At 62.6% G+C, this 12,034-nt stretch carries 11 protein-coding genes; 7 read left to right on the top strand and 4 right to left on the bottom strand.

The window, feature by feature from the left end; genetic code table 11:
- Positions 1-524 precede the first annotated feature (524 nt).
- On the bottom strand, positions 525-989 hold the full coding sequence (locus F1C58_RS16470) for a redoxin family protein (protein ID WP_185204353.1): 465 nt from the start codon (positions 987-989) through the stop codon (positions 525-527).
- Positions 990-1,078: 89 nt separating this feature from the next.
- Here F1C58_RS16470 and F1C58_RS16465 point away from each other — a divergent pair, with 89 nt between their 5' ends.
- The 4 genes from F1C58_RS16465 (at position 1,079) to F1C58_RS16450 (ending at position 5,562) form a co-directional block, all read left to right on the top strand.
- Complete coding sequence (locus F1C58_RS16465) at positions 1,079-1,534, top strand: MarR family winged helix-turn-helix transcriptional regulator (RefSeq protein ID WP_185204352.1); 456 nt, start codon at positions 1,079-1,081, stop codon at positions 1,532-1,534.
- Positions 1,535-2,201: 667 nt separating this feature from the next.
- Entirely contained in the window at positions 2,202-3,317 is a 1,116-nt protein-coding gene (locus tag F1C58_RS16460; protein ID WP_185204351.1) for a Gfo/Idh/MocA family protein, read from the top strand.
- A 21-nt stretch (positions 3,318-3,338) separates the two neighbouring features.
- Positions 3,339-4,154, top strand: coding sequence for a sugar phosphate isomerase/epimerase (locus F1C58_RS16455; protein WP_185204350.1), 816 nt, complete (start codon positions 3,339-3,341; stop codon positions 4,152-4,154).
- Between the two features lie 10 nt (positions 4,155-4,164).
- The gene (locus tag F1C58_RS16450) at positions 4,165-5,562 is read left to right on the top strand and encodes a hypothetical protein (protein WP_185204349.1); all 1,398 of its coding nucleotides are present in this window, start codon (positions 4,165-4,167) and stop codon (positions 5,560-5,562) included.
- 29 nt (positions 5,563-5,591) lie between these two features.
- Here F1C58_RS16450 and F1C58_RS16445 read toward each other — a convergent pair whose 3' ends face one another.
- The 3 genes from F1C58_RS16445 to F1C58_RS16435 all read right to left on the bottom strand — a co-directional run bounded on the left by F1C58_RS16445 (position 5,592) and on the right by F1C58_RS16435 (position 8,611).
- Complete coding sequence (locus F1C58_RS16445; protein ID WP_185204348.1) at positions 5,592-6,677, bottom strand: NAD(P)-dependent oxidoreductase; 1,086 nt, start codon at positions 6,675-6,677, stop codon at positions 5,592-5,594.
- Positions 6,674-7,765 (bottom strand): dihydrodipicolinate synthase family protein, encoded by a 1,092-nt coding sequence (locus F1C58_RS16440; protein ID WP_185204347.1) that lies wholly within the window; start codon positions 7,763-7,765, stop codon positions 6,674-6,676. Before F1C58_RS16440 ends, F1C58_RS16445 begins: the two co-directional genes overlap by 4 nt.
- Before the next feature lie 75 nt (positions 7,766-7,840).
- Positions 7,841-8,611, bottom strand: coding sequence for an IclR family transcriptional regulator (locus F1C58_RS16435; protein ID WP_185204346.1), 771 nt, complete (start codon positions 8,609-8,611; stop codon positions 7,841-7,843).
- A gap of 212 nt (positions 8,612-8,823) precedes the next feature.
- Here F1C58_RS16435 and F1C58_RS16430 point away from each other — a divergent pair, with 212 nt between their 5' ends.
- From F1C58_RS16430 to F1C58_RS16420, 3 genes are read left to right on the top strand one after another with little or no spacing between them, the layout of a single operon-like run.
- On the top strand, positions 8,824-10,122 hold the full coding sequence (locus tag F1C58_RS16430) for an extracellular solute-binding protein (RefSeq protein ID WP_185204345.1): 1,299 nt from the start codon (positions 8,824-8,826) through the stop codon (positions 10,120-10,122).
- 32 nt (positions 10,123-10,154) lie between these two features.
- The gene (locus F1C58_RS16425) at positions 10,155-11,081 is read left to right on the top strand and encodes a carbohydrate ABC transporter permease (protein ID WP_185204344.1); all 927 of its coding nucleotides are present in this window, start codon (positions 10,155-10,157) and stop codon (positions 11,079-11,081) included.
- Positions 11,082-11,088: 7 nt separating this feature from the next.
- Positions 11,089-12,030, top strand: a complete 942-nt coding sequence (locus F1C58_RS16420) for a carbohydrate ABC transporter permease (protein WP_185204363.1) — start codon at positions 11,089-11,091, stop codon at positions 12,028-12,030.
- The last annotated feature ends 4 nt before the right edge of the window (positions 12,031-12,034 follow it).

Genomic DNA, 12,034 nt, shown 5'->3' with positions numbered 1-12,034 from the left:
GCACCCGACCGAGCAATCTGTATAGCGCAAAATCTGCTCTGCGACCGAACCATGTCCCGGCGTGCATCAAGATGAGACAGGCGAGCCCAACCGGAGAAATCGCGGGCTGGAAAGCTATCCTGAACACACTCGCAATGACCTACGGCGACCGCCTAGGACTCAACTAGCCGGAGCCAGTTACACAAGAAAACAGACAGACCCATTTCTGGAATGGGCACGCGGAGCGGCCGTTCTCGGCATTCAGCAGTCCTTCCCAGCCGCCCGGCCGTCCAGGGTCGATTAGCGATCGAGGCGTGTCTATGATTGGGGCGACGGGCCAGATCGCGCAGTCTCGCGCCACGGCTCAGAGATGGCTGGAGCCGGCCCGCTTCTGATCGTCGGGATTCGGTCGGCCCGTCTGTACAGCAACGTGCGGCGAGGGCAACGCCGGAGAAACTGCATCCGACCTTCCTACCTCGCTAGCAGTGAAGCGTGAGCGAAGGCAGGGGCCGTCAAGCTCGCGTGCGAAAACAGGTCCTGAGGGCTCACTCGCGGGCGAGTGCTTGTAGGACAGCGGAGCGGGAGAAGCTTGCGGCTGGGATCGTGGCTGTTTTCACATGGAGGATGCCGCCGTCGCCGTCCAGCACGAATGTGCCACTGTGTTGGATGGTCATGAACGTGCCGAGGCCGACGGCGGCGTGGTTACGTCCGGACGCCCACACTCCGGCTTTCGAGGATCCAAGCCGCTTTAGTGCCGTGGCCGCTTCCGTGGCGTCACCGGGGGCAACGAGGAGAAACTTCGCCCCGCGGAGGTCCCCTGCGGCTTGCATTTTCAGGATGGTCTTCGCGTGAGCCAGGCAGATCGGACAGTTGCTTGCTCTCATGAAGAAGACCACAGCCTTCGAGCCCCCCAGCTCCTGACTGAGCGTCGAATGCTTTCCATCCGGACCAATCAGTCCGATGTCGGGCATTGTTGCGCCGAGGGTGGGGACGGTCAGAGTTTCAGACATGATTTCTCCTTCAGGGTAAATGATAGTATGCAACGTGATTGACAATCATAGTCAATCAAATTGCCTAACTTTGTCAAGGTGGTTTCCAAATGAGCGACGAAGTACTGGCTGCCTATGCGGCCGCAACTGCGGACGATGTCGGCCGACTCTTGGAGACTGCGGCCGGAGCATTTAGCCGAACTGTTTTCATCCGAGTAATCGAAGCGGGCTATCCGGACATCCGACCCGCGCACGTCCCCGTATTCGCAGGCCTCACGATCGGGGGCACTCACATCTCCGAACTTGCCAGCAAGGCCGGAGTAAGCAGGCAAGCGATGAGCGCGATGGTGCAGGAGGTAGGAGCGCTTGGATACGTCCAAACCCACCCTGACCCAGCGGACGCCCGAGCAACCCTGGTCTCGCTCACCGAACTGGGCACCAAGTTCTGTCAAACAGTCATTGACGTCACTCTCCGTGCGAACGCAGAAGTCGATGCCCAGTTCGGTGGTCGCTATGCAGAGAAACTCCGCAAACAGCTGCGAATGATCGCTGACTCACGGGGATAGCCGCCGCAGGGAACAGCATTCAAGCTGTGTGCCCAATATTGGCTCGCGATCGAACCAAAGGGTTACCGCTCAAAGCGCTAACTTCGGGTTGGACCTGCGCGCCTCGGTAGTCAGGCGTTGCCTTCGTCCCAGGCGCCACTACAGAAGTTGCCGAGGTCAGAGATTGTTTCTGCGCTTCTCGGCCGCAGTCGTGAGCGGCCTTCTTCTTTGGGGAGCGCAAGGGGACGGCCCGTCGCCAGCCACGGGACGGATGGCCCCGGCGCGCAGCAGAGGGGCCGGTGCGCCGGGTTCAGTCCAGCACTTTCATGGCGATTGCGAGTGCGCGTTCCGGAGTCATGCCTGCCGGGTTGAATGCCAACTTCTTCCACGGTCGGACTTGGTTGTCCCGGTACCGGTTGAGGTCGGCGGTCGTTGCGACACTCGAAGCGCTCTTGGCCCCTCATTCGTCGAGGCCAAACGATCCGCCCCCCAGATGCCGATGCGTCGCAGTTACATCTTTCGTGGGAGAACTCAGCGACCACCCGGGGTGATGAACCAGGCCCTCTTTACCGTCTGTTGTTTTCTGTGGCCGAAAAGTGCAATCGACTGGGCGCGAGCCCGCACACTAGCGTCGAGGGCATCGGCGAGTGCCGAGCATCACAATCATCACCTGAGGAGTCGCATCTCAATGGCCGAGAAAGCCCCGTTCCGTGTCGCGCTGGTAGGAGCGGGATTCATCGGCAAAACACACGCCGACGTCATCGACTCCATCCCCGAGTTCAGCCTGACAGCCATCGTCGACCCGGTGGAAAAGAACTCGGCCGCGCTGGCTGACGCGGTCGCGGACAGCACCGGAGTTCGCCCGGAAGTATTCGCCGACCTGGCGACGGCACTGAGTTCCGTGGACGTCGATGTCGTCGTGATCTGTACACCGACCGGATACCACGCGGCCAACGCAGTCTCGGCGATCAACGCGGGCAAGCACGTGCTGATTGAGAAGCCTCTGGACGTCACTCCGACTGCAGCAGTGGAGGTCGTCAAAGCGGCTCGGGCCCACCCAGAACTCATCGGGGCTGTGATCAGCCAAAAGCGTTTCGAGCCATCGAGCGAGGTCGTCAAGGCCGCCATCGACGCGGGTGAGTTCGGGCGTATGACGTCTGGTGTCGTGACCGGTTCTTTGTGGCGCTCGCAGGAGTACTACGACTCCGGGGAATGGCGCGGCACCTGGAAGCTCGACGGCGGCGGTGCCTTGATGAACCAGGGCGTCCACTCGATCGACCTGCTCGTCTGGTTCATGGGACGTCCGAAGTCAGTGCTGGCACGCTCCGGGCGCCTGGCTCACGAACGAATCGAAGTCGAGGATACGGCAGCGGCCGTCATCGAGTTCGTGAGCGGGGCGCTGGCGAGCGTGCTGTACACGACCGCCGCCTATCCCGGCCTCCCGCCGCGGATCGAAGTACACGGAGACCGGGGATCAGCTGTCATCGACGCGGATGCCCTCGCGTATTATCACGTGGCATCGAGTGGGGCAGAGGTCGGCGACTACGGTCTCAATGGCCCCGGGCTCGGCAATCAGGCATCGAGAATGGTGAACGAGGTCCCCTACAGCGGTCACCCCGTTGAGATCATCGGGCATCGCCGTCAGTACCTCGACTTCTTGAGTGCGTTGCGCGGTGAGTCCACCCCGCGCGCCGGCGTCGAAGACGCCTTCCTCTCGCTCGCGACGGTGGTCGCCATCTACGAGTCCGCACGCACCGGTGCGGCCGTCGACTTCGACGCATTCATCAGCAGCATCGACAACTGAGAACAGAAAGAACCGATACCGATGGTCAAGATCTCCTTCAGCACCCTGGGCGCACCGTTTTACACCGTCGATCAGATCGTGCAGCTGGCCGAGGAAAATCACTACGACGGTGTGGAACTCCGCACAATCGAAGGAACCAACGATCTGCTGAGCCTTCCCGATTTCGCACCCGGAGCCGTCGAGACAACCCGACGCAAGTTCGAGGATGCCGGCCTGGCGATTCCGTGCCTCGACACCAGCGTTCTGATCGAGAGCGGGTCCGGAGAGGGCTTCGATCGCCACCTAGCAGATGCGAAGCGCTACGCCACATTGGCCTCGGAACTCGGCGCACCACTGATCCGGATCTTCGCCGGGCCGCCGGAGGGCGTCGACAACCCGCAGAGCTTCTTTCCGGATGTTGCGAAGGGGCTTGCGATTCTTGCCGACGTGGTCCACGACCTCGGCGTCACGGCCGCGATCGAGACTCACGGAACCCTGTCCAAGTCGGCCGATCTGCTCGAGGTGTTCTCGTACGGGGTGGGCGAGAACATCGGAGTGCTGTGGGACCTCATGCACACCTACCGGCATGGCGAGTCGCTCGAGAGTTCATATGACGGGCTCAAGTCGCTCATCAAGCATCTGCACGTGCGCGACGCGGCGGGCATGGTCGCCGAAGACAAGGATTACGTTCTTACCGGCCAGGGAATCGCGCCGCTTCCAGAACTCATCGCCCTGCTGGAAGCCGGAAACTTCGAGGGCTACGTCAGTTTCGAGTGGGAGAAGTTCTGGGTGCCAGAGCTCGAGGAGCCAGAAGTCGTGATCCCGCAGTTCGCGCAATACATGTCGCAGTTCGCCTGAGTTCTTACTCGTGTTCCACGTCACCGATGTCGAGGTGCGGGTCGTTCCGGTGGCGACCCGGATCCCGTTCCGGTACGGCATCACCGAGCTCACCTCCGCGCCACACGCGGTGGTCTCGCTGCAACTGACGAGCGGAGCGGGAACAAGTCGAGGGATGTCAGCCGAGAACCTGCCGCCGAAGTGGTTCACCAAAGACCCGGACTCCTCGCTGGATGACGACTTGGCCGACATGGTCAGGGTGGTCTTGAGCGCAGCGCGTGCCGCAGAGGGACTTGCGGGGGCATCCCCGTTCGACTGGTGGATGCGGCTGCAGGCACTTCAGGAGGAATGGGGCCGGGCCGCTGGGCTTCCTCCTTTGCTCGTCGGTCTCGGCACCAGCCTGATGGAGCGCGCCATGATCGACGCGTGGTGCCGGCTCACAGCTATCCCATTCGGCACCGCGTTACGCGCAGATGCTCTGGGTGTCGATCTCGGTGCCCTTCACCCTGAGCTGGCGGGCACGGCGCCCTCTCGTTACCTCCCCGCGCGCGGCAGGCGATCCCTCGCGATTCGCCACACCATCGGCCTGGCCGATCCCGTGCCTCTCGCTCCGCGAGTGCTCGACGACGGGCTGCCAGAGACCGCAGAGGATGCCGTAGGGGCGTACGGGCTCGACCATCTCAAGATCAAGACGCAGGGCGACGTGGCCCGGGATGTCATCCGTCTCGCGGAGATTCTGGAGATGATTGAGGCCACGCGCCGGCCGTTCGCGGTCACCGTCGATGGCAACGAGAGCTTCTACTCGAGCGAGGATTTTGTTCTCTGGTGGCAGCAGCTCGCCGCCGCACCCGGTATCGGCTCCTTCCTCGCCGAGGCGCTGATCGCGATCGAGCAACCGTTTCACCGATCGATGGCGCTGGATCCAACCCTGGCTGACATGTTCACCTCGCATCCCGAGTTGCCGATGTTGATTATCGACGAGTCGGACGGCGAGCCTGACTCCATACGTCGAGCGATGGACTTGGGCTACGCCGGTGGCACCTATAAGGGCTGCAAGGGAGTGTTCCGTGGCGTCGCTAACGCCTGTCTCGTCAACGCGCGGTTCGGTGATCGCACGACTATCCTGACGGCCGAAGATCTGACGACCCTGCCGCCTCTCGCCCTGCTGCAGGATTTCGCGGTCGTGTCCGCTCTCGGATTGACCCACATCGAGCGCAACGGGCACTACTTCTTCGGCACGGTGGCCCAGATCGCGCCCAGGGTCGACGAATTGCTGCTCGAGTCGCACCCCGACCTGTTCGAGCGGTCATCCGATGGCCGGGCCCAACTTGCCATCTTGCACGGCGAGGTGGCCATCGGGACTGTCGTCGACGCACCTTTCGGCTGCGCGCCCGAGTTCGATTTGGCGGGACTTCCCGAGTTGGTCTGAGCGCCTCGACGGCCCGTCGACTGCGCCTCTCAGAAGCGCCCGGAGCGCACCTCGAACTTGCTCGGCTTGCCGAGCGTCGGCTTGCCGCTCTGGGCCCACTCGGCGACCCACTTGACCATCGTGTCGACGGTCACGTAGGGATTTCCGAGCAACGCCGCGGCCTGATCGCAGTTGACCGCGAGCGCCTCACCCTCGGCCCCCGAGAATACCGGCTCGATCCCAAACAGGGCACCGAACTGCTCGGCCACCTTGCGGACGCTCACCATCTCGGGCCCGCCGACGTTCAGAGGGGAGGCAGGGATCTCGGTGTATCGAAGCAGTCGCGCGAACTGGTTGATCGCATCTCCCTGCCACATGATGCTCACCGTGCCCGTCTCGAGAGGGATCGTCTTCCCCTCCAAGACCCAACTCGCGATCTCTTGCAGCACTCCATACCGCATGTCGATGGCGTAGACGAATCGCACGTTGCGACCGGGCGACCCGTGCAGGCGCGAGAAGTACTCGAAAATCCGCTCCCGGCCCACTACCGAGTTCGCGTACTCGCCAGGGCGAGCCAGCGGCGGGGTGCTCTCGGTGACGCCGCCGCGAAGCGGATCGCTCCACGGATAGACGTGGATCGTCGACAACGAGACGATCCGAGATCTGGCGAACGCGTCGGCGACGATCGCTGGCGCAAGAGTGTTCATCGCCCAGAGGAAGTCCTCGCGACCCGTGAAGTCGAACTTCAGGCCCGCCATGTAGATCACGTTCTCGACGTGGGGAAGCTTGCCGACGGCGTCCCGATCGAGCAGATCACACGAGATTGTCTCGATTCCGTGCTTCTCGAGTTTCGCCCGGGATTCGGCGTCGGTGAAGCGCGAGACCGCGATGATGCGCTTCTCCGGAGCGGCCCTCTTCAGGACCCTGGCCAGGGTGACGCCCATCTTGCCCGCGGCGCCGAGCACCGTGATGTCGCCGGGCACGTGGGCGAGGTCGTCGACCAGCTCCTGTGTGGGCATCGACATGAAGTCCTCGAGGTGCTCGACATCGGTGAAGAACGCGGGGAAGTTCGCGCGGTGCAGCACGGATGGGCCGGCTGCCGTGGTGTCTTCGAGGAAACGGGTCGTGGTCGTCATGCGGTTCTCCCTGTGGTCACGTGAGCGGGCGCCATCCAACGCTCCAATTGCGAGCCGACGTAGTCGTTGTCATTCATCTCGGGATAGGCCGCGATGACGCGGTCGATCGCCTCCAGCTGCCCGGGGCCCAGCTGCTCGGTGGGGTTCAAGCACCAAGTGCCAGGTACCAGACCTTGGCGTCGCAGAATCTCGAGCCCACCGGGTACGCAGCCCACGAAGTCGTTGAGCGCGTCGTAGATGGCGCTGTTGCACTCGGTCACGATGGAATCCATCCCCAGCAGATCGGCGGGGATGTTGCTTGCGTCCGGGAGCTGTTGGATTCGGTCGAGCAACTCGACTGCTCGGCGGGTCCAAACGCTCCAGTGGCCGAGCAGCCCCCCGCGAATCCGGAGGCGCACCTCGTCGCCGTCGCGCCGCATGACGAACGGTGCGACCAGATCCATCACGATGTGGTCGTCGTTGCCGGTGTACAGCGTGATGCGGTGCTCGGCACGGGCGTCGACCACCGCTCGAATGATTTCGAGAGTGCGATAGCGGTTGAATGGCGCCATCTTGATCGCGACGACTGAGGGAATGTCAGCGAAGGCGCGCCAGAATTCGTACGAGAGATGGAATCCGCCACATTCGGGCAGGAGTGAGAAGCCGATGATCGGGAGTTCTTCGCCGAGGCGTCGGCAATGCGCCAGGATCTCGGCTTCTGGCCGCCCGCGCCACGTCGCGACGTTGACGAGCGCCGCGTGGTAGCCCAACTCGCGAGCGAGACGTACTTCCGCGAGGGCTTGATTCGTCAAGCCGGTCACGCCGGCGATCAAGGCGACCGGTCGGTCACTCCATTCTCGCGCTGATTCCGCGGCGAGTTCGAGCACTTCCGGATAGAGCCCGTGCTCGCGGATCGCGAATTGGGTCGTGTGCACGCCGACGGCGATACCGGACGCTCCCGCATCCAGGTAATACCGGGTGAGGGCTCGCTGGTGCGGCTGACTTAGACGACGCTGCTCGTCGAGGGCGAGCGGATGAGCCGGAATGACGCCTCCGCGCGCGATGACGTCGGCGATCTCGGCGGCCAACGTCGGCCACGTCGAACTCATCACGGGTCTCCTCGTCTGTGTGGTAACGGCCCGACACTATTCGGCGGGACTCACCTTCGCGAGCGAGGCTTTTCGCTATGTGAAAAGATCGCCGTGGCGAGGAGGAAGGCTGCGACCAATGCCCTGTGCGGCAACGTGCAAGGCGGGAAGGACCCGCGAGAGATCCTTACGGAGGTCGGATGTCACCAACCCCAGTGCCGACTCGACAAGGCCGTCCGAGTCGAAAATGGGAACCGCGATAGAAGCCGTAGACATGTCGAGCTCTTGCATCGTGCGAGCGAAACCTCGCTGTCGCACGACGGCCAGTTCACGTCGAAGCTTTGCCTGATCGACGCCCGTGTACGGCGTGTACTGGCGCAGATGCGCCAATACATCTTCTGTCACATCTTCGGGAGAGTGGGCCAGCAGTACCTTGCCGACCCCGGTCGCGTGGAGCGGAAGGCGGGAACCGACGTTGGCATAGACCTTTGGCGCTACACGGCCGGTCAGCCGGTCGACGTACAGAGCACTTTTGCCCTGTCGCACCGCCAGATAGACCGCCTCGCGAGTAGCTACAAAGAGGTCCTGCAGGAATGGCGCGGCAATCTGCCGGATCTCGGTCTGGACGTCGGCCAGCAAGCCGAGTTCCCAGACCCGGCGTCCGATCTCGTAGCGGCGGTCACTGCCACGCTCCAAGGCGCCCCACTCGGTCAGCACTTTGACGAGGCGGTAGGCGGTCGGGACCGGCAGGTTGCATCTCGCTGCCATCTCGGACAGCGTCAAGCGCCGTGAGCGTACGTCGAATGCGCTCAATAGGTCTAGGGCGCGCCGCGCGACCGAGGTGCCATCTGTCTTCGGATCCGTCATGATCAAACCCCAGTGTTTGTCTCTGTAGAGCCGCTTTGCTCATTCACCGGCCTCGCGTTTCGGGCGAGCGTAGCCGAGAGCTGCGGCGTCAATATCGTAAGCGTTTTCAGTGAACGAAAAAGTTGATTTGACCCTTTCGGTGCAACAAATAATCTTTCGGCATCTCGCAGGGGCCAAGCGGCGCGAGAATTTTCTCAGACAAGGAGGTCGGCATGAAACGCAATTCCCTCACCATCGGCATCGTGGCGCTGATAGCATCGGTCACGCTCGTCGGGTGCTCAGCAGGCGGAGGATCCGCCAAGCCCAGTGCCAGCAGCGGTAGCAGCAACTCGAAGGTGACCGGCACTCTCAGGGTCATTGACCCGTGGTTCACCGCGAACGATGCAGGCGCTCAGGGCTTCCAGGCAGTTGTGGACGATTTCCACAAGTCGTACCCCAACGTCGAGGTCACGCGTGACCAAGCGACGTTCGGAAACCTCTCGCAGAAGATGACCACTGCGGTCATCACCGGTCAGAACTACGACGTCGTCATGGCCGGCCTCGCGTGGATCCCGCCGCTCGCGTCACTCGGCGCGATCCAGAATCTCAACAAGCTGGGTTTCGACACCAAGACGGTGAGCAAGGAACTCGGCAAGGGCGGCAGCACGCTGCTCGATCCGTCGCTGTACCAGGGAGCTCTCTACGGGATCCCTCTCACGGCATCCGGACTGACGCTTGTTTACAGCAAGAGCGCTTTCGAGAAGGCCGGACTCGACCCGAGCAAGCCCCCGACAACGCTCGCCGAGATCAAGTCGGACGCGGAGAAGCTCACCGTCAAAGACGCCTCTGGCAACATCACGCAAGAGGGCTTCGCCCTCGGTGAGACCCCCGGCAACTACCGGCAGCCGTTCGTCGGCTTCCTGGGGGCCATGGGCCAGAAGCTTTACAAGAACGGTGGTACGACGCCGAACTTCGCCACATCGACGGGCACCTCGGTGCTCGACTGGATGACGAGCCTGCAGGGCAACACCTCGACCTATGGTCAGGCCGACCCTTCCAACGTCAATGCCGTGCTGCTCGGTAAAGCGGGGATGGGTCTGTCCTACAGCTACGCCGACTGCTCGAAGATCGGTCAGGCAAAGTGCGACGATCTGGTGTTCGCCCCCATTCAGGACAAGTCCAAAGCGATGTTCGTCGGAGGTGCGATCGCGTCGGTGGGGGCCGGCACGAAGCTCGAAGGCCCGGCGGTCGCCTTCATCAAGGCGCTGCGGCAAGAATCGTCGCTCGAGACGATCGCGACCCTGCAGAATGAGGTGCCGCTGAGCAACAGCGACGCGGCAGCGAAGTTCGCTGACTCGAACCCGGGCGGGAAGTTCTTCTTGAACAACCTCGACATCTCGGTGTTCGAGGGCGGACCGACCAACTGGCTGAAGCTTCGGACCGTGTTCGGACCGGCCATCGACTCCGCTCTGTTGAAGAAGAGTTCATCGAAGGACGCTCTGAACACCGTCCTCTCGGCAGCCAGCCAGTAGTCAACGTTTCTCACGGAAGCTCGGACAACACCATGTCAACACACGCAGTCGTGGCTTCCGCCACCGCTCGGGCGTCGCGTCGTCGGCGCCCGAGCGGCATGGAACGTGCGAAAGCACGCGCCGGCTGGGTGCTGCTCGCCCCCGCCCTTCTTCACTCCGCCATCTTCATCGCCCTGCCGGGCGTGATTCTGGTGGTGTTGAGCTTCATCGACTTCAAGCTCCTCGGGGTGCCTGACTTCGTCGGTTTCGACAACTACCGCAAGCTGTTCGCGGATGCCAACTTCGGTCCGGCAGTCCTGAACACCCTGTTCTACACGGTGGTCGTTGTCCCGGGTGGTATGGCGATCGCTCTTCTCGTCGCACTGGGGCTCAACCAGAAGCTGAGGTTGCGTCCCCTGTTCAGGACGGCGTTCTACCTCCCGGTCGTGACCTCTACGGTGGCGGTTGCCACGGTCTGGGAGTGGGTCTACAACCCGCAGTCTGGGCTTGCCAATCAGATCTTGAGCTTCTTCGGTCTCGCGAGGTCTGGCTGGTTGACGGACCCCAACATCGCGCTTCCCGCGCTGGCTGTGGTGGGTCTCTGGCAGGGGCTCGGAACCAAGATGGTGTTGTACCTGGGCGGACTTCAGGGCGTTTCTCCTGAGCTGCTCGAGGCGGCTCGCCTGGATGGGGCCTCCCCTTGGCAGGTGTTCTGGAACGTCACTTGGCCGGCCCTCCGTCCCGTTCACTTCTTCGTGGTCGTCACGTCGATCGCGACCTCCTTCCAGGCGTTCGACCTGGTCTATGTGACGACGCAGGGCGGTCCGATCAATGCCACTCGTGTGTTGGCCTACGACATCTTCCAGAACGCATTTGGCAACTTCGAGTTCGGTCAGGCCGCCGCAGAAACCATGGTGATGCTCGTGGTCCTGGCATCGATCATCTACCTGGCACGACGGACCCAGAGAGAGAGCGACTAACCCGATGATGACCGCAACGATTAACCCTGCGATCGTGGCGAAGGATGCCACGATCGCAGCGGCGCCGAGACGCAAGTCCCCCGTCACGCTGGGGCGCGTCCTGATCTATGTGCTGCTCGGGGTTGGCGGTCTCTTCATGGTGGCGCCGTTCATCTGGATGGTGTTGACGTCGTTCAAGGCGCCCGCCGATGTGAACACCTTCTCTTGGCTGCCCATCACCTGGCATCCTGAGAACTACCCGGATGCCTTCAACCTGGCACCGTTCGTCACGTACTTCCGCAACAGCATCATCGTGGTGGTTGGGCAGACGGTTCCCACGATGATCCTGTCTTCGGCGGCCGGCTATGCACTCGCTCGGCTTCCGGTGCGTGGTGCAGACCGGATCCTGAACTACTTCATCATCCTGTTGGTGATCCCCTTCCAGATTCTGATCATCCCGCTCTTCCTCGTCGTCCGCGCGATCCCGTTGGCGGGTGGAAATGACATCCTGGGGCAGGGAGGAACGGGCTGGATCAACACCTTCTTCGCCCTGATCGTTCCGTTCATCACCAGCCCGATCTACGTGTTCCTGGCGCGACAGTTCTTCGTCTCGCTTCCCACCGACTTGGCGGACGCAGCTCGCGTCGACGGCGTCTCCGAGGTCGGGATCTTCTTCCGAATCATGGCTCCGCTGGCCAAGCCCGCCTTCGTAACGATTGCCTTGTTCAGCATCGAAGCGGGCTGGAACGGGTTCATCTGGCCGCTTGTGGCGACGAGCTCGCTCGACCTGCGACCGATTCAGTTCGGCTTGGCGAGCTTCGTCGCGAGTGCGTCCGGGGCCGCCGGCGAGGTGCAATGGTCGTATCTCATGGCGATCGCGACACTCGCGATGCTGCCGATGATTCTTCTGTTCGTGTTCGGCCAGCGTTTCTTCATCCAGGGAGTCGCCACGGCCGGGCTCAAGGGTTAAGACC

Origin of the sequence: Glaciihabitans sp. INWT7, assembly GCF_014217685.1 — a bacterium.
In the GTDB taxonomy this organism is placed as follows: Bacteria; Actinomycetota; Actinomycetes; order Actinomycetales; family Microbacteriaceae; genus Lacisediminihabitans.
Note: the sequence above shows the minus strand (reverse complement) of the source record. Positions and strands in the feature narration are given on the sequence as shown.